The organism is Streptomyces sp. NPDC026301, assembly GCF_055567935.1.
The window spans coordinates 197,464-215,899 of record NZ_JBVHPN010000009.1; the positions used below are offsets into that span (position 1 = coordinate 197,464).

21 protein-coding genes are annotated in these 18,436 nt (G+C 72.0%); 13 read left to right on the forward strand and 8 right to left on the reverse strand.

All coding sequences use genetic code 11. From position 1 onward, the window contains the following. Positions 1-279 precede the first annotated feature (279 nt). Positions 280-936 carry a snapalysin gene (snpA, locus tag ACZ4MH_RS18050; protein WP_351591922.1) on the reverse strand — a complete coding sequence of 219 codons (657 nt, stop codon included), beginning with the start codon at positions 934-936 and terminating at the stop codon, positions 280-282. 217 nt (positions 937-1,153) lie between these two features. Here snpA and ACZ4MH_RS18055 point away from each other — a divergent pair, with 217 nt between their 5' ends. The 3 genes from ACZ4MH_RS18055 to ACZ4MH_RS18065 all read left to right on the forward strand — a co-directional run bounded on the left by ACZ4MH_RS18055 (position 1,154) and on the right by ACZ4MH_RS18065 (position 4,050). Next, positions 1,154-2,113 carry a LysR family transcriptional regulator gene (locus ACZ4MH_RS18055; RefSeq protein WP_467754561.1) on the forward strand — a complete coding sequence of 320 codons (960 nt, stop codon included), beginning with the start codon at positions 1,154-1,156 and terminating at the stop codon, positions 2,111-2,113. Positions 2,114-2,380: 267 nt separating this feature from the next. After that, the gene (locus ACZ4MH_RS18060) at positions 2,381-2,794 is read left to right on the forward strand and encodes a YciI family protein (RefSeq protein ID WP_351591917.1); all 414 of its coding nucleotides are present in this window, start codon (positions 2,381-2,383) and stop codon (positions 2,792-2,794) included. 14 nt (positions 2,795-2,808) lie between these two features. Continuing rightward, the gene (locus ACZ4MH_RS18065; protein WP_351591914.1) at positions 2,809-4,050 is read left to right on the forward strand and encodes an RNA polymerase sigma factor; all 1,242 of its coding nucleotides are present in this window, start codon (positions 2,809-2,811) and stop codon (positions 4,048-4,050) included. A gap of 38 nt (positions 4,051-4,088) precedes the next feature. Here the strand turns inward: ACZ4MH_RS18065 and ACZ4MH_RS18070 are convergent, their stop codons facing one another. Beyond that, positions 4,089-4,505: a hypothetical protein gene (locus ACZ4MH_RS18070; RefSeq protein ID WP_467754578.1), complete on the reverse strand. Its 417-nt coding sequence runs from the start codon at positions 4,503-4,505 to the stop codon at positions 4,089-4,091. Positions 4,506-4,791: 286 nt separating this feature from the next. On the opposite strand from ACZ4MH_RS18070, the gene ACZ4MH_RS18075 reads away from it, so the two are divergent. After that, on the forward strand, positions 4,792-5,526 hold the full coding sequence (locus tag ACZ4MH_RS18075) for a GAF and ANTAR domain-containing protein (protein WP_351591910.1): 735 nt from the start codon (positions 4,792-4,794) through the stop codon (positions 5,524-5,526). Then, entirely contained in the window at positions 5,526-6,254 is a 729-nt protein-coding gene (locus ACZ4MH_RS18080; RefSeq protein ID WP_351591908.1) for a GAF and ANTAR domain-containing protein, read from the forward strand. Before ACZ4MH_RS18075 ends, ACZ4MH_RS18080 begins: the two co-directional genes overlap by 1 nt. Positions 6,255-6,288: 34 nt before the next feature. Here the strand turns inward: ACZ4MH_RS18080 and ACZ4MH_RS18085 are convergent, their stop codons facing one another. Together ACZ4MH_RS18085 and sodN are read right to left on the reverse strand one after the other, a co-directional pair. Continuing rightward, entirely contained in the window at positions 6,289-7,029 is a 741-nt protein-coding gene (locus ACZ4MH_RS18085; RefSeq protein WP_351591906.1) for a GAF and ANTAR domain-containing protein, read from the reverse strand. A 325-nt stretch (positions 7,030-7,354) separates the two neighbouring features. Further along, positions 7,355-7,750, reverse strand: coding sequence for a superoxide dismutase, Ni (sodN, locus tag ACZ4MH_RS18090; protein WP_030085982.1), 396 nt, complete (start codon positions 7,748-7,750; stop codon positions 7,355-7,357). 141 nt (positions 7,751-7,891) lie between these two features. On the opposite strand from sodN, the gene sodX reads away from it, so the two are divergent. Next, positions 7,892-8,332 carry a nickel-type superoxide dismutase maturation protease gene (sodX, locus tag ACZ4MH_RS18095; RefSeq protein ID WP_351591902.1) on the forward strand — a complete coding sequence of 147 codons (441 nt, stop codon included), beginning with the start codon at positions 7,892-7,894 and terminating at the stop codon, positions 8,330-8,332. Here sodX and ACZ4MH_RS18100 read toward each other — a convergent pair. Then, on the reverse strand, positions 8,329-8,952 hold the full coding sequence (locus tag ACZ4MH_RS18100; protein WP_351591899.1) for a CGNR zinc finger domain-containing protein: 624 nt from the start codon (positions 8,950-8,952) through the stop codon (positions 8,329-8,331). The genes sodX and ACZ4MH_RS18100 overlap by 4 nt on opposite strands. Positions 8,953-8,998: 46 nt before the next feature. Here ACZ4MH_RS18100 and ACZ4MH_RS18105 point away from each other — a divergent pair, with 46 nt between their 5' ends. Then, entirely contained in the window at positions 8,999-9,805 is an 807-nt protein-coding gene (locus tag ACZ4MH_RS18105) for a class I SAM-dependent methyltransferase (RefSeq protein ID WP_467754562.1), read from the forward strand. Positions 9,806-9,874: 69 nt separating this feature from the next. Here the strand turns inward: ACZ4MH_RS18105 and ACZ4MH_RS18110 are convergent, their stop codons facing one another. Genes ACZ4MH_RS18110 through ACZ4MH_RS18120 form a run of 3 tightly spaced genes read right to left on the reverse strand, consistent with a single transcriptional unit; the run spans position 9,875 to position 12,626 of the window. After that, positions 9,875-10,627, reverse strand: coding sequence for an amino acid ABC transporter ATP-binding protein (locus ACZ4MH_RS18110; protein WP_351591999.1), 753 nt, complete (start codon positions 10,625-10,627; stop codon positions 9,875-9,877). Between the two features lie 29 nt (positions 10,628-10,656). Then, the gene (locus ACZ4MH_RS18115; RefSeq protein WP_351591893.1) at positions 10,657-11,601 is read right to left on the reverse strand and encodes an amino acid ABC transporter permease; all 945 of its coding nucleotides are present in this window, start codon (positions 11,599-11,601) and stop codon (positions 10,657-10,659) included. Positions 11,602-11,657: 56 nt separating this feature from the next. After that, entirely contained in the window at positions 11,658-12,626 is a 969-nt protein-coding gene (locus tag ACZ4MH_RS18120; protein WP_351591890.1) for an ABC transporter substrate-binding protein, read from the reverse strand. A 564-nt stretch (positions 12,627-13,190) separates the two neighbouring features. Between ACZ4MH_RS18120 and ACZ4MH_RS18125 the strand changes: the two genes are divergently transcribed. The 6 genes from ACZ4MH_RS18125 (at position 13,191) to ACZ4MH_RS18150 (ending at position 18,425) form a co-directional block, all read left to right on the forward strand. Then, positions 13,191-14,393 (forward strand): NAD(P)-dependent malic enzyme, encoded by a 1,203-nt coding sequence (locus ACZ4MH_RS18125; protein WP_351591887.1) that lies wholly within the window; start codon positions 13,191-13,193, stop codon positions 14,391-14,393. A gap of 223 nt (positions 14,394-14,616) precedes the next feature. After that, entirely contained in the window at positions 14,617-15,579 is a 963-nt protein-coding gene (locus ACZ4MH_RS18130) for a zinc-binding dehydrogenase (protein ID WP_351591884.1), read from the forward strand. Next, positions 15,579-16,172 (forward strand): HutD/Ves family protein, encoded by a 594-nt coding sequence (locus ACZ4MH_RS18135; protein WP_467754563.1) that lies wholly within the window; start codon positions 15,579-15,581, stop codon positions 16,170-16,172. Before ACZ4MH_RS18130 ends, ACZ4MH_RS18135 begins: the two co-directional genes overlap by 1 nt. 108 nt (positions 16,173-16,280) lie before the next feature. Then, the gene (locus ACZ4MH_RS18140) at positions 16,281-17,633 is read left to right on the forward strand and encodes an extracellular solute-binding protein (protein WP_467754564.1); all 1,353 of its coding nucleotides are present in this window, start codon (positions 16,281-16,283) and stop codon (positions 17,631-17,633) included. A 31-nt stretch (positions 17,634-17,664) separates the two neighbouring features. Then, positions 17,665-17,874, forward strand: a complete 210-nt coding sequence (locus tag ACZ4MH_RS18145) for a helix-turn-helix domain-containing protein (RefSeq protein WP_052867809.1) — start codon at positions 17,665-17,667, stop codon at positions 17,872-17,874. Further along, the gene (locus tag ACZ4MH_RS18150) at positions 17,874-18,425 is read left to right on the forward strand and encodes a Clp protease N-terminal domain-containing protein (protein WP_351601038.1); all 552 of its coding nucleotides are present in this window, start codon (positions 17,874-17,876) and stop codon (positions 18,423-18,425) included. Before ACZ4MH_RS18145 ends, ACZ4MH_RS18150 begins: the two co-directional genes overlap by 1 nt. The last annotated feature ends 11 nt before the right edge of the window (positions 18,426-18,436 follow it).

The window sequence follows — 18,436 nt, forward strand, 5'->3', positions numbered from 1 at the left end:
CGAGTGCGCGCGCCTCGTCCGACGCCGCGATTGCTTCAGTGGATTACTCCGGTGATGGGAACATCCCATGTTTGCGGGTGTCAAATGAGCCCGGGCTTCTCGGGGCCCGGGGCGCTGCACACTGAAACGCGCGGGGGAGTGCGGTGCGCCGTGCGCGGTGGGGGGAAAGCGCGCGCGGTGGGAGTCGCAGCTCCCACCGCGCGTCTCAGCGCGGAGCGCCGGCCGGCCGTCGGCCCGTGGTCATCGGCGGGCGGCCGACGGCCGACGGTTCGGGGAGGGTCAGGACGCCTTGCCGAAGTGGGCGCCGGTCAGGCCGTTCGCCCAGAGCTGGTCGACCTCGGCGCGCTCGTTGGCGTCCGGCTGGGAGTTGGTGCAGGACGGGCCGGGGCCGCCGCCGGACATCAGCTCGCTGCACGGGCCTTCGTAGTGGTCCGGCAGGCCGAGGACGTGGCCGGTCTCGTGCGCGGTCACGCGGGTGGAGTCGTACTCCTGGTTCTGCTGGTAGTCCAGGAAGATGTAGCCGTGACCGTGGCCGTCGGTGCTGGCGTAGGAGCCGCGCGAGTCGTTGCCCTCGCGGTAGGAGAAGTCCGCGCCGCCGCTGCCGGCCTGGAGCTTGACGTTGGAGACGGCACCGTTCCAGATCTGCGCGCTGCTGGATATCTGTTGGGCGAAGCTCGGCGCGCCGCTCGCGTCGTACGTCACCGTCACCGAAGCGGCGCCGGTCTTCTTCTGCTTGGCGAGCGCGGACTTCAGCACGGCCTCGAAGAACCGCTTGGTGTCGGCCTTCTCGGCGGCCGAGCCGACGTACCGGGCCGCCGTCACCTTGTTGTCCGTGGGGGCGGCCGAGGGGCTGGCCACCGCGGGGACGGTGGCGGCCAGGCTCGCTGCCAGGCCCAGACCGAGTGCGGCCGACAGCACCGTCTTGGGAGATCTCATGTGGGGGGCTCCTTAGTGTCCGGGGGACCCGGCCGAGGTGTGGGGCAACGGCCGGGACCCGCGGATGAACTGTGGTGCCGCTGAGTCTGAGGGAGACATCCGGGGGGCGCGGAGATTCCATGTGGCGATAGGACAGTCCAATAACCCCTGAGAAATGTGTGCTTCGCGGGGTTCAGGTGGCTGGTGCGACACGTAAGGACGTCGTTATGCTCCGCGCGTGGAGCTTGAGGTGAGGCACCTACGTGCGCTGTGCGCCATCGCCGACACCGGCAGCGTACGCAAGGCCGCCCGGCAACTGGGCATGACCCAGCCCTCCCTGACCACGCAGCTGCGGCGCATCGAGAACGCGCTGGGCGGCCAGCTCTTCATCCGCGAGCGCTCCGGCAGCCGGCCGACGCCGCTCGGCCACACCGTCCTGCACCGCGCCCGGCCGATAGTGGCGGAGATGGCCGCGCTGGTCGACGAGACCAGGTCGGCGGTGGTGCGCGAGCAGGGCGCACGGCTGCGCGTGGGCAGCACCGGCAGCCGCGCGGTGGCGGGCTGGCTGCGCCGGCTGCGGGCCCGGCTGCCCGAGACCGACACCACGATACGGATCGACCTGTCGGGCAACACCCTGCTGCAGATGGTCGCCGCCGGTCAGCTCGACGCGGCCTTCGTGCACGAGGTCGAGGGCTCGCCGCTGCGCGTCCCCGACGGGCTGGAAGAACGCGAACTCCTCGCCCGGGAGCCCCAGTTCATGGCGCTCCCGGCGACGCACCCGGCGGCCGGGCTGGAGGCCGTCACGCTCGCCGACCTCGCCGAGGACCAGTGGATGGTCGACCCGTCCGTGGACGGCGAGTGGGCCGGGCTGCGGCGGATCTTCACCGCGGCCGGGATGGACCCGCGCGTGGTGCACGGCGACTACCTCGCGGCGGCCGACCTGGTCGCGGCCGGCGAGGTCGTCACGCCCTGCCAGCCGACCTCCCGCCCCCGCCACGGCATGGTCGTCCGCCCGCTGCGCGGCGACCCGCTGGCCGTACGGCTGTTCCTGGCGTACCGCGGCGGCGGGCGTGACACCGAGTGGGTCGACGCGCTCTTCGACGACTTGCGGGCCGCGTACATGGAAGTGGCCTGGGCGAGCACCGCGTACCGCAAGTGGCTGGTCCGACACGAGAGCCTGCTGGCGGTGGGGTCCTAGCCGACCGCTGCTCGAGGGGACACGCTGCCTCCGCACGCCCTGACCGCGCCCGGGCGGGATCCGGAACGGCGCGGCGCGCTTGCCCCGTATGCCGTGCGGGGGGCGGGCGCCGCGAGGAGAATTCATGGCGGAGGCTCGTACGCGGCAGGGCAGCCGGAATTCTCCGAAGATTTTTCTCCTCCTCGTGTCGAGGACCGGCCGTCGGCTCCGACGTCTCCGGTGAGAGGCGCCCGGCCGGACGCCGACAGCTCCCGAGGAGTGAGTGACATGAAGTACATGCTGATGATCCAGGCGAGCCAGGCCCACTACGACGCCATGAACGGCAAGGACTCCGGCAAGGTGCGGTGGAGCGAGGGCGACCTCAAGGCGATGTTCCAGTTCATGGAGAACCTCAACAACGACCTCGCCGAGAACGGCGAGATGATCGACGGGCAGGGGCTGAGCGAGCCCGCGCAGGCTCGCGTCGTGTCCCCCGGCAAGGACGGCGTACCGGTCGTCGCCGACGGCCCCTACGGCGAGACCAAGGAAGTGCTCTGCGGCTACTGGCTCCTGGACTGCGCGTCCCTGGACCGCGCCACCGAGATCGCGAAGCGCATCCTGCAGTGTCCGGTCCCCGAGGGCGCCGAGAACGGCCCCGTCACCATCCGGTCCATCCCCGACAACCCGCCCTGCGACGTCTGAGGCGACCGGGGGCCGTGGGCGCACCGGAACGGACCGAGGACCTGCTGCGCGCGCTCGCGCCGCAGGTCCTCGGCGCGCTCGTGCGGCGGTACGGGCACTTCGACCTCGCCGAGGACGCCGTACAGGAAGCGCTGCTGGCCGCCGCGGTCCAGTGGCCCGGGGCCGGCCGCCCGGACAACCCGCGCGGCTGGCTGATCAAGGTCGGCGCGCGCCGGCTCACGGACCTGCTGCGCGGTGAGGAGGCGCGGCGGCGGCGCGAGGAGACCGCGTACGCGCTGACGCCGCGCGACGAGTTCCACGCCCCCGCGCCGGGGGAGAGCCGCGCTCCCAGCGAGGACGACACCCTCACCCTGCTCTTCCTGTGCTGCCACCCCGCGCTGACCCCGGCCGCCCAGACCGCGCTGACGCTGCGCGCCGTCGGCGGCCTGACCACCGCCGAGATCGCCCGCGCCTACCTGGTGCCGGAGCCGACCATGGCGCAGCGGATCAGCCGCGCCAAACAGCGGATCAAGGCGGCCGGCGGGCACTTCGCGCCGCCGGCCCCCGAGGAGCGCGACGCGCGGCTCGGCGCGGTCCTGCAGATCCTCTACCTGATCTTCAACGAGGGGTACACCGCGACCTCCGGCAGCCGGCTGCAGCGCGTCGAGCTGGCCCAGGAGGCCATCCGGCTGGCCCGGTCGCTGCGCGCGCTGCTCCCGGAGGACGGCGAGGTGGCCGGGCTGCTGGCCCTGATGCTGCTGACCGACGCCCGCCGCGCGGCGCGCACGGCGCCCGACGGGTCGCTCGTCCCGCTCGCCGAACAGGACCGCGGCGCCTGGGACCGGGCGGCGATCGCCGAGGGCGTAGCGCTGGTCAGCGACGCGCTCCGCCGCACGGCCCTCGGCCCGTACCAGCTCCAGGCCGCGATCGCCGCGGTGCACGACGAGGCGGAGCGGCCCGAGGACACCGACTGGCGCGAGATCCTCGGCCTGTACCGCCTGCTGGCCAGGATCGCGCCGAGCCCGGTGGTCACCCTCAACGAGGCGGTCGCGCTCGCCATGGTCAGCGGGCCCCGGGCCGGCCTGGACCTCCTCGCCACCGTCGCCGGTGACCCGCATCTCGCGGACCACCACCGCCTCGAAGCGGTCCGCGCGCACCTGCTGGAGCAGGCCGGGGAGAGCGCCGAGGCCCGCGCGGCATACGGTCGCGCCGCCGAACGCGCGCTCAGCGTCCCGGAGAAGCGCTATCTGCAGACCCGGGCGGCGCGGCTGCGCTGAGCGGCCGCCCCGGCCGCCCCGGCCGCTCCGGAATTCGGTCAGAGGCGGCGGATCCGGGCGGAAATGCCATGACCGACAAGCAGGTAAATCACGGCAGGCAGCCCGTAATTGAGGAGCACGCGAAGTCCTTCCGTGTCCATGGTGAAAATGTCCTGCGACCACCATGCGAGTCCGTCCGCGACGCTCTCCACGAAATCGACGAACACATTCGCCTGGTTGGCGCCGAGCAGGTAAAGCAGAATCCACAGGACGAGGAACGCCGCGGCAATGTCGGCGATCGTATGGATGATCAATGCGGTGCGTGCCGTGCCGGCGCCGTCGCGCGGGCGGCGGTACCGCTCCCGGCTCGGGCCGCCGTACCCCGGCTGCCCCTGGTCGTACGGCGCTGCCGGGCCGGGGTCGTACGGGGCCTGCCCGGCGTCGTAATGGCCCTGCGGGGCGTACGGACCGTTCACCGGCACGGAGTCGTGGGGGTTGCTCACGGGATTTTCCCATCCGGCGCCAAAACGCCTCGACGAAGATGAATGGAGCACGGCCGGTGGCACGCCGGGGCGTTTCCGTCCGCATTTCTGCCGGCGCTTTCCGCACCCGCATTCCTCTCTGCGCCGCAAAGCCCCCGCAGCGTTACCGCCCGGGTTGCCTTCGGCAGCGGGCGCGCAGCGGATAGGCTGGTGGAATCGCCCACTGGGGCATGGTCTGGAGCTGTTGGTGTGGCGGGTAGGGGAGAGCAGGTGACCGCCGATGGGTACGAGCGCAGGAATGGCGGCCGTGCTGCAGACCCTGCACCCGGTCACCGGCTCCGGGGGACTGATCGGCAGCGACCCCGAGGGCTGCGCCCGGGTGCTGGGCGTCGACGGCGTCGCGCTGTCACTGTTGACCAGCGACGGCACCTCCGAGCTGGTGTGGGCGTCGGAGGGCGACAGCCGCCGGCTGGAGGACCTGCAGTTCACACTGGGCGAGGGCCCCGGCGTCGATGCGGTGGGCCACGGCTCGCTGGTGGTGGAGCCGGACCTGGGCCGGCTGCCCGCCGGGCGCTGGCCCGTGCTGCTGCCGGAGCTGGCGGCGCTCGGCGTCGGCGCGGTCTTCTGCTTCCCGCTGCTGGTCGGCCGCGTCTGCATGGGGGTACTGACCCTCCAGCGGCGGGCGAGCGGGCCGCTGACCGACGCCAGTATGGACGACGCGCTGATCCTGACCGGCGCGCTGACCGCCGTGCTCCTGGACGGCGGGGCCGCGAGCGACGCGCTCATGGCCGTGGAGCGCCCGTCCGACCTCTATCGTGCGGCCGTCCACCAGGCGACCGGCATGATCAGCGTGCAGGCAGGAATACCGCTGTCCCAGGCGCTCCTCCGGCTGCGCGCGTACGCCTACCGGCACGGCCGGCCGATCCTGGAGGTCGCCGAGGACGTGGTCGCCAGGCGCCTGGACTTTCGCAATGATGGACCCGAGCCGGACCCGTCTGGCCGGAAGAGGGGATGATGGCGGTGGCTCCGCAGGAAAGGGTGCTGCAGGCGTTCGGCGAAGCGGTCGGCACGCTGATCGACGACTTCGACCTGATCGACGCGCTGCACCGGCTGTGCGCGCGGGGCGTCGAGTTCCTCGACGTGACCGCGGTCGGCATCATGCTCGCCGATCCGCACGGTGACCTGCAGGTGCTCGCGGCCTCCGACGAACGCACCGGACTGCTGGAGCTGTTCGCCGTGCAGGGCGAGGAGGGCCCCTGCGCCGAGAGCTACCGCACCGGCGAGGCCCTGGTGAACGCCTCCCTCGCCGCGCCCGCCGACACCGCCCGCTTCCCGGTGTTCGCCGAGCGGGCCCGGCAGGCGGGGTACGCCACCGCCCACGCGCTGCCGCTGCGGCTGCGGCAGCGGAGCATCGGCGCGATAGGCATGCTCCACGCGGGACCGCACACGCTGGACCCCTCGGGGGTACGGCTGGGCCGGACGCTCGCCGACGTGGCGACCATCGCCGTCCTCCAGCAGCACACCATCGAGCAGGGCAACGTCGAACGGGTCCAGGTGCAGGCGGCGCTCGTCAGCCGTACCGTCATCGAGCAGGCCCAGGGCGTGCTCGCGGAGCGCTGGGCGACCGGCGTCGACGAGGCGTTCGAGGCGCTGCGCGGCTATGCCCGCCGGAACCGTGAGCGGCTGGCCGACGTCGCTCGCCGGGTCATCGACGGCACGCTGGACGCCGCGGCACTCCGGTAGCCGCTGCTCCTCAGAGCCGGCTGGCCTCTTCTCCTCAGGAGCCGTACGGGCCGCGGCCCTCGTCGAAGGCGCCACCGCCGTGCGTTCCGCCGTGCAGCCGGTCCAGCGTCTCCTCCGCGATCTCGGGCAGCGGCTTCCCGGTGACGAACGCGTCGGCGCGCAGCCGGGCGAGCGCCTCGGCCACGGGCACGCCCGTCTCCTGGGAGAGCATCCCGGCCGCGCGGTGCGTACGGCCCCAGTGCGCGTCCATCATCGGCGTCGGGTTCCACGGCAGGGCCGTCGGGGCCGTCAGCAGCGCCACCGTCGCGGCGCGCGTGGCCCGCGCACACTCCCGTACGGTCTCCTCGTCCGGGTCCCACGGCTCGTGCCGCAGCAGGTCGACGGAGCCCACGGGGTGCTCCTCTGAGCCGTCGCTCATCGGGAAGGCGTACACCGAGCCGATCTTCCCGAGCGCGTGGCGCGCCGCGGCGCCGAAGATCGGCCACTGCGTCAGCCGGCCGTGCAGATCGGCCACGATCACCGCCTGCCCGGTCGCCGCCGCCGTCACGCACGGCCCCTCGTCCACCTCGAACTGGACCTCCTCCAGCCGCATCGCCGACTCGCCGCACGCGTGCAGGAGCTGGCGGTCGGGGGTATCGGTGAGCAGCGAGATCGTCGCGCCGTCCACCGGAAGGGCCACACACATGGCCTCGCACAGCCGCTCGGGGAGCCTGCGCGCGTCTCCCTCGGAGGCTGCGGCCAGCACCAGCTCCGCCGCGGCGGACGAATCCGTCATACGATCACTTGCCCGGGTAGGTGGTCCTCTCGAAAAGGCCTGCCTCAACGGGTAACCCTCCGGCCCCGACGGCAAACCACTCCCGTGCCGCGCGCCTACGGCCGAGCCGACACCTGCGGGTGACCACGGAACGCCACTCCGTCACCACGACCGGCCCCACCGCCGAACCCGCCGCGGCCAAAGGCGCGTTGGGGCGGGAGCGGCCGGACGGAAAAGACCGCACCCGGTCCGCCGTGGCCGCCGTATTCGGGCGGCCTGCGGACCGGGTGCGGTCGGATGGGCCAGGAGAACCGCGCAATCGCGGGGCAACGGGCCCGGCCCAGAGTCAGGCCTTCTTGGTCTCCCAGAAGATCTTGTCGATCTGGGCGATGTAGTCCAGCGCCTTCTGGCCGGTGGCGGGGTCGTTCGAACCCTTGGCGGCCGACAGGGCCTTGAGGGTGTCGTTGACCAGCTGGTGCAGCTCCGGGTACTTCTCGAAGTGCGGGGGCTTGAAGTAGTCGCTCCACAGCACCGAAACGTGGTGCTTGGCCAGCTCCGCGCGCTGCTCCTTGATGAGGACCGCGCGGGTGCGGAAGTCCGCATCCTCGTTGGCCTGGTACTTCTCCTGCACGGCCTTGACCGACTCGGCCTCGATGCGGGCCTGGGCAGGGTCGTAGACACCGCAGGGCAGGTCGCAGTGGGCGCTGACCTTCACCTTGGGGGCGAACAGGCGGGAAAGCATGTTCAGTCCTTCCTCGTGATCGTCTTCTCAGGTGCGAGATTACTCGGTACGGGAAGGCTTTTCTCGGGTGCCCCGGGGGTCTTAGGGCAAAAGTCCAGTGTCAGGCTGGGACTGGTGGAGGAACGGACCGGGAGGTGCCGGATGCCGGAGCAGGTGCATGAGCGCTGGCCCGATCAGGGGCAGGAGCAGGGCCGGGAGGGCAGGGGACCGCTCCGGACGATCGGTCTGGCGGAGGTGTACAACCCCTCGATGGTGCCCACTTTGCGGCCCGGGGACCAGTTGGTGGTCCGGTACGGCGCGGTAGTGCGGCCGGGCGACGTGATCGTCCTGAAACACCCCTTCCGGCAGGATCTGCTCATCGTCAAACGGGCGGTGGAGCGGCGCGACGGCGGCTGGTGGGTCCAGGGGGACAACCCCTTCGTGGAGAACGACAGCCGGGAGTTCGGCACGGTGCCCGACGAGCTGGTGGTCGCCCGCGCCTGGCTGCGGGTGCGGCCGCCGCGCGAGGTGCGGCGGTCGGTCGTCGGGGTGCTGTCCTGGGCGGCGTCGGCGGTCCGGCCGGTACGGAACGTCCGGCGTTAGCCGCCCGCGCCTTCCGGCTCCTCGGGGGCCTTCTCCGGCTCGGTGCGGGCGGCGGCGGCCGACTCCTGGCGCTTGCGGGCGCGGTAGGCCGCGACGTTGGCGCGGGTGGCGCAGCGGTCGGAGCAGTAGCGCCGGGAGCGGTTGGTGGAGGTGTCGAGGTAGACGTTGCGGCACGGCGCCGCCTGGCAGCTGCCGAGGCGGTCCACGCCCAGTTCGGTGAGGTGGACGGCCAGGCCCATGCAGGCGGTGGCCGTGTAGCCGGCGGTGGCGTTGGCGGCGTGGTCGGCGATGTGCAGGTGCCAGTCGGGGCGGCCGTCGGCGTCTCGCGTCTCGTGCCCGGAGATCTGCGGGCTGACCGGGTATTCCATGAGCAGGGCGTTGAGGAGGTCGACGGCGAGGGTCTCGTCCCCGGAACCGGCCGCCTCGAAGATCGCGCGCAGCCGGGCCCGTACGGCGCGCAGGCGGGTCACGTCGGCGTCCGTGGCGCGCCGGGCGGTGTGCTGGGCGGGGCCGAAGAGGGCGCGTACGGCCTCGACCGAGGTCAGGGTGTCGGTGCCGCGCTCCGGCTGCTCGCTGTTGACCAGCCGCACGGCATAGTCCGAGTAATAGGCCAGTTCCACTTGTAGTCCTTACCGGGCGCGGGCTAGTCTGCGTACTGAGCCCGTAATGGGCGTTGTCTGTTCGAGGGTATTACAGGCGAGAGGGGTTCCGGTGACCGAGGCCGTGGCACGGGCGGACTGGCGGGCGTGGCAGGACAGTTGGGACCGGCAGCAGGAGTGGTACCTGCCGGACCGCGAGGAGCGGTTCCGGGTGATGCTGGACATGGTCGAGGCGGTGGCGGGTCCCGAGCCGCGCGTCCTGGACCTCGCGTGCGGCACCGGCAGTATCACCGACCGGCTGCTGAAGCGGCTGCCGGGTGCGCTCAGCACGGGCGTCGATCTCGACCCGGCGCTGCTGGCCATCGCGGAGGGGTACTTCGCGGGCGAGCGGCGGGTGGAGTTCGTCCGGGCCGACCTGAAGGACCCGGCGTGGCCGGCGAAGCTGCCGTACGAGACGTACGACGCGGTACTGACCGCCACCGCGCTGCACTGGCTGCACAGCGACGAGCTGAGCGTGCTGTACGGGCAGCTGGCGGGCCTGGTCCGGGAGGGCGGCGTCTTCCTGAACGCCGACCACATGCCCGACCCGGCGACGCCCCGGCTGAACGCCGCCGACCGGGCGCAGCGGCACGCCCGCATGGACGCGGCCAAGGCGGCCGGCGCGGTGGACTGGAAGGAATGGTGGGCGCTCGCGGCCGCCGACCCGGTGCTGGCAGGCCCGACCGCCGAGCGGTTCGAGATCTACGGCGAGCACGCGGACGGCGACACCCCCTCGGCGGAGTGGCACGCACAGGCCCTCCGGAACGCCGGCTTCGCCGAGGCTCGCACGGTCTGGGCCTCGCCGTCGGACGCGATGGTGCTGGGGCTGAAGTAGGGACGAATGCGGGAGGGGGCGGTACCGGGCGTGCCCGCCCCTACCGCCCCCTCCCGCGTACCGCGTGCCTCAGAGGACCTTCGACAGGAAGGACTTGGTGCGTTCGTGCTGCGGCTTGGTCAGGACGTCGCGCGGGTGGCCGGACTCGACGACCACGCCGTCGTCCATGAAGACCAGCGAGTCGCCGACCTCCCGGGCGAAGCCCATCTCGTGGGTGACGACGACCATGGTCATGCCGTCGGCGGCCAGGTCCTTCATGACGTCCAGGACGTCGCCGACCAGCTCCGGGTCGAGGGCCGAGGTCGGCTCGTCGAAGAGCATCAGCTTGGGCTCCATGGCCAGCGCGCGGGCGATCGCCACGCGCTGCTGCTGGCCGCCGGAGAGCTGCGAGGGGTAGTTGCCGGCCTTGTCCTTCAGGCCCACCCGGTCCAGCAGCTTCAGCGCGCGCTCGCGGGCCGACGCCTTGGACTCGCGCTTGACCTGGACGGGCGCCTCCATGACGTTCTCCACCGCCGTCATGTGCGGGAAGAGGTTGAAGCGCTGGAAGACCATGCCGATGTCGCGGCGGCGGGCCGCGACCTCCCGGTCGCGCAGCTCGTGCAGCTTGCCGTTGTGCTCGCGGTAGCCGACCAGCTCGCCGTCGACCGAGAGCCGGCCGGCGTTGATCTTCTCCAGGTGGTTGATGCAGCGCAGGAAGGTCGACTTGCCGGAGCCGGACGGGCCGATCAGGCAGAAGACCTCCTTGGGCGCGACCTCCAGGTCGATGCCCTTGAGGACGTGCGCGGCGCCGAAGGACTTGTGGACGCCCTCGGCCTTGACCATGGGGACGGCCTTGTTGCTGGTCTTGTCCGTCATGCGGCACCTCCGGCGGAACGGTTGAAGCCGCCGGACAGCTTGGCCTTGGCGCGCTGCAGCGGGGTGAGCGGGAGCTGGCGGCTGGAGCCGCGGGCGTAGTGGCGCTCCAGGTAGTACTGACCGACGCTGAGCACGCTGGTGGCGACGAGGTACCAGACGGCGGCGAGGATCAGCATCTCCACGACGACGCCGGAGTCCCGGCCGACGTTCTGCGCGGACTGCAGCAGGTCGTAGTACTGGACCGCGATCACCAGCGAGGAGGTCTTGAGCATGTTGATGACCTCGTTGCCGGTCGGCGGCACGATCACGCGCATCGCCTGGGGCACGACGATCCGGCGCAGCGTCCTGCCGTGGCTCATGCCGAGCGCCTGCGCGGCCTCGGTCTGGCCCTCATCGACGGCGGTCAGGCCGGCGCGGCAGATCTCCGCCATGTACGCGGCCTCGTTCAGGCCGAGGCCGAGCAGCGCGCACAGGAACGGGGTCATGAAGTCCGACCACTCGTCCTTGTAGACCGGCATGATGTCGATGTACTGGAAGACGAGGCCCAGGTTGAACCACAGGAAGAGCTGGACGTAGACCGGCGTGCCGCGGAAGAACCAGATGTAGAACCACGCGACGGTCGAGGTCACCGGGTTCTTGGACTGGCGCATCACGGCGAGGATCACGCCGAGCACCACGCCGATCACCATGGAGAGCACGGTGATCAGGAGGGTGTTGCGCAGACCGCGCAGGATGTCCGAGTTGAAGAGGTAGTCGGGGATCGCGTTCCAGTTGACGTTGCCGGTCGCGAACGCCCGGACGAGGAGCGCGAGCACGGCGATGACCACCACGGCGGCGACCCAGCGGCCGTAGTGGCGCACGGGGACGGCCTTGATGGGCTCGGGCTGCGGCGGGGGAGCGTCCTGCGGCGGCCTGGCCGCCTTGTCGACGTCGACAGACACGGATGTTGCCTTTCGGGGTTCGGCGGAGTTCAGCGGGCGGGAAGGGCGGCGCGCGGCTACGAACCGGCGTTGAGCTTCACTTCCTTGACCCCGGCGTCCTTGACCTGCCACTTCTTGAGGACCTTGGCGTAGTCCCCGTTCTTGATCGTCGCCTCCAGGGCGGCCTTGAGGGCGTCGCGCAGCTTCGCCTGGCCCTTGGGGACGGCGATGCCGTACGGGGCCGCCTCGACCTGGTCGCCGACGACCTCGAAGTCCTTGCCGCCGCCGGAGGTCTTCACGGCGTACGCGGCGACCGGGTAGTCGCTGGAGACCGCGTCCACACCGGCGGTGCGCAGCCGGGTCTGGGCCTCGGAGTCGTTGTCGAACGCCTCGATGGAGATCGTCTCCTCGCCGTCCTTCTTGCACTTCTTCGCCTGGTCCTTGGCGTAGTCGTGCGAGACGGTGCCGCGCTGGACGGCGATGGACTTGCCGCACAGGTCGGCCCAGCCCGAGACGGTGTCGCTCTTGCCCTTCTGGACGTAGAGCGAGACGCCCGCGTTGAAGTAGTCGACGAAGTCGACGCCCTCGCCGATCTTCTTGCCGGTGGTGGAGTCCAGGCCCTCCTGGCGCTCCTTGGTGTCCGTCATCGCCGACATGGCGAGGTCGTACCGCTTGGACTTCAGGCCGCCCATGAGGGTGTCGAAGGTAGCGTTGTTGAAGTTGAGCTTGACGCCCAGCTGCTTGCTCATGGCGGCGGCGAGGTCGGGGTCGATGCCGACGATCGCCCCGTTCTTCCGGAACTCCACCGGCTTGTACGTCGCGTCCGAGCCGACCTGGAGGAAACCCTTGTCCTGCACGGCCTTGGGGAGCTTCTTGAAGAGCGGGGCGTGCACGTTGCGGGTCTTCGCGGCCTCGCGCTTGGCGATGGCGGCGTCCGTCTGGTCGCCGCAGCCGCTGAGCAGGAGGGCGGCCACGACCACTGTCGCTGCGCCGGCGGCCGTGCGTGACCTGCCGGAGGCCGGGCGACGGCGGGAACTTGCGGTCATGCGTTTCCTCCTGCTGCGGAACGGATGGAGCCGGTGGGGAACCGGGGGTGGGAGCCGGCGGGAAACCGGGGTGGAAACCGGCCGGCTGGGGGCCGGGCACACACCATCGGGCATCGCGACCTCGTTCGGTCACGGAATCTTGCCATCCGGACTCCGGTATTCGGACTGCCGAACAGGTCAAAATCGCATAACGGACGTGGCAAGGCTGGTCAGCGCCGGATGACGGGCTTGCCCGGACCGCCGCGGAGGCGGTACGGGCCCGAAGTCTCGGTATGTGGACGGAAGATGATCCACGCGTCCGGCTTTTCGAGCGGTTCGCGACTATTGTCGGAATTGAGAACGCGAGGGTAACCAATCTGACTCGTCGGCGGTCGCACCCGTCGGGTACAAAGGGTCGTTACACCCCTCATCCGGGGCTCAGGGCGCGTGTGCGGCGCGCCCGGCGTCCGTACCTCCCCCCGCGCGGCGGTCATCCGTCGCTCAGGGCGCGGACGCGGTGCCCGCCCACCCCTCAACCAGGGAGTGGCCACCCTCAACTGTTTTACGAATAAAGGGGTCAGACAAGTGGCAGCGGAGATCGTCAATCCTCGCAGCGACAGCAGCACGGACGGAGAACCGTTCGATCCGGCCTTCGCCCTCCACCGGGGCGGCAAGATGGCCGTCCAGGCGACGGTGCCGGTGCGCAACCGGGACGACCTGTCCCTCGCGTACACGCCCGGCGTCGCCAAGGTGTGCAGCGCCATTGCCGAGCAGCCCGAGCTCGTCCACGAGTACACCTGGAAGTCGCAGGTCGTCGCCGTGGTCACGGACGGCACCGCGGTGCTGGGCCTGGGCGACATCGGCCCGGAGGCGTCCCTCCCGGTGATGGAGGGCAAGGCCATCCTCTTCAAGCAGTTCGGCGGAGTCGACGCGGTGCCGATCGCGCTCGGCACCACGGACACCGACGAGATCATCGACACGGTCGTGCGGCTCGCGCCCTCCTTCGGAGGCGTGAACCTGGAGGACATCTCCGCGCCGCGCTGCTTCGAGATCGAGCGCCGGCTTCAGGAGAAGCTGGACATCCCGATCTTCCATGACGACCAGCACGGCACCGCCGTGGTCACGCTGGCCGCGCTGCGCAACGCAGCCAAGCTCACCGACCGCGCGCTGGGGCAGCTGCGCGCGGTCATCTCGGGCGCCGGTGCGGCGGGCGTCGCCATCGCCAAGATCCTCATCGAGGCGGGCATCGGGGATGTCGCGGTGTGCGACCGCAAGGGCATCGTCTCTGCGGACCGCGACGACCTGACGGACGTCAAGCGCGAGCTGGCCGGCTTCACGAACAAGGGCGGCCTCACCGGCTCCCTGGAATCGGCGCTGGAAGGTGCGGACGTCTTCATCGGCGTCTCCGGCGGCACGGTCCCGGAGGAGGCGGTGGCGAAGATGGCGAAGGACTCGCTGATCTTCGCGATGGCCAACCCGAACCCGGAGATCCACCCGGACGTGGCGCACAAGTACGCCGCGGTCGTGGCCACCGGGCGCAGCGACTACCCGAACCAGATCAACAACGTGCTCGCCTTCCCGGGCATCTTCGCGGGCGCCCTCCAGGTGCGGGCCTCGCGGATCACCGAGGGCATGAAGCTCGCGGCCGCCGAGGCGCTGGCCGCCGTCGTCGCCGACGAGCTGAGCGCGGACAAGGTCATCCCCTCGCCGTTCGACGACCGGGTCGCCCCGGCCGTGACGGCCGCGGTGGCCGCCGCCGCCCGTGCGGAGGGCGTCGCCCGCCGCTGACCTCGCACACCGCGCCGCCGCCGTACGACCGGATGCGTACGGTGGCGGCGCGGTGCGTTTGCGGCGGCCGCCGGGCTGCCCGGCCAGGCGCCGTTGGGGTACGCCCTCGTTGCCGGGCGCGGCCACGCCGTGGCTGAGCGCGCAGTTCCCCGCGCCCCCGAAGGGGCGCGTGTCACACCGCGTCGTGGTTCCGCTACCGCACTCCGCGGCGTACGTTCGGATCATGTTCGCTGCCTACGCCGCCCGAATCGACCGTGACGATCCGCTCAGCGGCCTGGAGTTGGGTGAGCGCCCGGCTCCCGAGGTCCGCCCCGGCTGGACGACCGTCAACGTCAAGGCCGCCTCCCTCAACCACCACGACCTCTGGTCGCTGCGCGGTGTGGGGCTCGGCGAAGAAGCCCTCCCGATGATCCTCGGCTGCGACGCGGCCGGCGTCGACGCGGACGGCAACGAGGTCGTCCTGCACTCCGTGATCGGCCAGACCGGCCACGGCGTCGGCCCGAAGGAGCCGCGCTCCATCCTCACCGAGCGCTACCAGGGCACCTTCGCCGAGCAGGTCGCGGTCCCCGCCTGGAACGTACTCCCCAAGCCGAAGGAGCTCAGCTTCGCGGAGGCCGCCTGTCTGCCGACCGCCTGGCTGACCGCGTACCGGATGCTCTTCACCAACGCGGGCGTGCGGCCCGGGGACTCGGTACTGGTCCAGGGCGCGGGCGGCGGCGTGGCCACCGCGGCGATCGTCCTCGGCGCGGCGGCGGGCCTGCGGGTCTTCGCCACCAGCCGGGACGAGGCCAAGCGCAAGCGTGCGCTGGACCTGGGCGCCGAGGGCGCGTTCGCAACCGGCGAGCGGCTGCCGCAGCGGGTCGACGCGGTGATCGAGACCGTCGGCGCCGCGACCTGGTCGCATTCGGTCAAGTCCCTCAAGCCCGGCGGCACGCTCGTGATCTCGGGCGCCACCAGCGGCTTCAACCCCGAGAAGACCGAGCTGAACCGCATCTTCTTCCTGGAGCTGAAGGTCGTCGGCTCGACGATGGGCAGCAAGGAGGAGCTGGCCGGGCTGCTCAGCTTCTGCGCGGCCAAGGGCGTCAAGCCGGTCATCGACTCCGAACTGCCGCTGGACCGGGCCCGCGAGGGCTTCGCGAAGATGGCGGAGGGCGACCTCTTCGGCAAGGTCGTGCTGACCGTCTGATGCACCGGGTGCAACTGCTGCCGGCCGCCGGACGCGCCGCCGCCCCCTGGAGCAACGGGGGCGGCGTGACCCGGGAGATCGCCGCCGGGCCGCCCGGCGCGGGCTGGGACGCCTTCGACTGGCGGGTCAGCCTGGCGGACGTGGACCGGGACGGCCCGTACTCCCCGCTGCCCGGCGTCCGGCGCGTCCTCACGATGGTGGCCGGGGGCGGCATGGAGCTGACCGTGGACGGTGAGCGGACCGCCGTCACCGAGCCGTTCCGGCCGCTGTCCTTCCCCGGCGGCGCCGCCACGGACTGCCGGCTCGCCGCAGGCCCCGTCGTCAACTTCAACGTGATGGTGCGCGAGGGGCGGTGCGCCGCCGAGGTGGCGATGGCCCGCGGCCGGCACACGGTGCGCCCGGCGCCGGGCCCGGACGGCGCGGTACTGGTCGCCGCGGTGGCCGGTGCGGTACTGCTGACGCCCGCGGGGAGCGGGGAGCCGGTGGCGCTCGGCCGGTACGACGCCGCGCTGCTGCCCGCCGGGGCCGGCGCGGACCTCGACGCGGGCCCGGACGGCGTCGCCGCCGTCGTCACGTTCACCGCCGGCGGCTGATTTCCGCGCTCCCGCGCCGCCCGTGGGCGAACATGTGTGCAGGAATGGCGGAGGGTACGGCCGGGGGCACCACCCGCTCGCCAGCGGGACTTCGGCACAGAGGCGGACATGTTCATACGGCGGCGACGCGCGCCCTTTTTTCTTTCCGGTTCCGGAACGGCGGTCACGACGACCGGCACGGCGGGCCGGCACCGCACCGTGCGCAGGGCGGCCGGGCTGGCCGCCGTGCTGGCGCTGACGCTCACCGCGTGCGGCGGCGCGGGCCCGGAGGGTGACGCGGACGTCACGCTCGACGTGGTGGTCGCCGACTACGGTCAGCGCACCGCCCGGTCCACGACCGACTACTGGAAGCGCCTCGTCGACACCTTCGAGAAGCAGCACCCGGACATCGCGGTGCACCTCGACCCGGTGCCGTACACCCGGCTGGACAAGACGGTCGCGGCCCGGGTCGCGGCCGGTGACGCGCCCGACATCGCGCAGTCCGGCGTCTTCGCCCCGTACGCGGCCAAGGGCCAGCTCTACAGCGCGGACGAGACGCTCTCCATCGGCACCCAGGCCGACTTCGTCCCCGCGCTGGCCAAGGCGGGCGAGATCAGCCACGTGCAGTACGGGATGCCGTTCAGCTCCAGTACGCCGCGCCTCTTCTACAACAAGAAGCTCTTCGCGCGGGCCGGCATCGAGGGCCCGCCGACCTCGTGGGCCGGGATCGAGCGCGCCGCCGCCGCGCTGAAGGCCGCCGGCGTGCGGACGCCGTACGCGCTCCAGACCGGCCCCGAGGCGGCCGAGGACGAGACGCTGAGCTGGCTGCTCGGCAACAACGGCGGCTACGTCGGCATGAGCGGCGGCTACACCCTGGACTCCGCCGAGAACACCGCGGCGCTGACCGCGGTGCGGGACGGCCTGGTCGCCCCGGGCCTGACCGGCCCGAAGGGCCCCGCCCTCAACCGCACCGAGGCCTACCGCGGCTTCGTCGCCGGCAAGGTCGGCATGCTCCTCGCCCACCCGGTGCTGATCCCGATGGCCGACCGGGCCCATGTCCCGTACGGCACCGCCCCGTTCCCCCGGCGCGCGGGCGACGCGGCGACGCCCGCCGGGCTCTCGGACTGGCTGGTGGCCTTCAAGCGGCACCAGCACGTCCGGCAGATCGGCACGTTCCTGGACTTCCTCTACCGCACCGACAACGCGGTGCACTACGCGGGCGGGCAGGGCACCCTGCCGGTGACCGTGCCGGCCGCGCAGAAGATGCGCGCGGACGCCGTGTACCGCCCGCTGTGGCCGTTCGTCGACCAGCTGCCGGAGGTCCAGTTCCAGCCGATGGGCAGGACGAGCTGGCCGCGGGTGCGGGCGGCGCTCCAGGAGAAGATCGCCGGCGCGGTCTCCCGGGACGGCGACCCCGCGGCCGTCCTGTCCGGCCTGCAGAACGAGGCGGACAATCGCGGAGCCGTTGTCAACGAGGGTTGACGCGAGGTGCGCGTCAACCTACGTTGACACCATGACCGAAGCAACGGAACTTGCCGAGCGGGCGGGCGACCGGGACCCGCGCATCGGACTGCGGGCCGTCGCCGCGCTGCGCCGGCTGCTGGAGCAGCTGGAAGCGGTACAGGTGCGCAGCGCCCGCGCCAAGGGCTGGTCGTGGCAGGAGATCGCCGACGAGCTGGGAGTCAGCCGGCAGGCGGTCCACAAGAAGCACGGGAGGCGCTGATGTTCGAGAAGTTCACGGTGAGTGCCCGGGAGGTCGTGCGGGGCGCGGTCGCCCGGACGGAGCGCACGGGCAGCGGCACGGTCGGCGAGGAGGAGCTGCTGCTGACGCTGCTGGACCGGGAGGGCACGGTCGCGGCCGGTGCGCTGGCGGCGCTCGGGGTGCCCGCGCGCCGGGCGGCGCTGGAAGAGGCGCTGGCGCAGGCGCGCCGCCGCGGCGGGCTCTCGCCGGCCGACACCGAGGCGCTGGCCGGGCTCGGCATCGACGTCGGGGAGATCGTCGCGCGGGTGGAGGCCGAGCACGGCGTCGGCGCGCTGGCGCACCCCCGTCAACAGGGCCGGTTCGGGCGGCGTCCCTTCAGCCGCGAGGCGAAGGGCGTACTGGAGCGGTCGCTGCGGATCGCGCTCGGCCGCGGCGAGAAGCACATCGGCGACGAGCACCTGTTGCTCGCGCTGACCACCGGCACCGGCGTCGCCACGGGCGTCCTGGCGGACCACGGCGTGACCCATGCCGAGGTCGAGCGGGTGCTCGCCGAGCGGGCTCGGGCGGCCTGAGGCGCGCGACC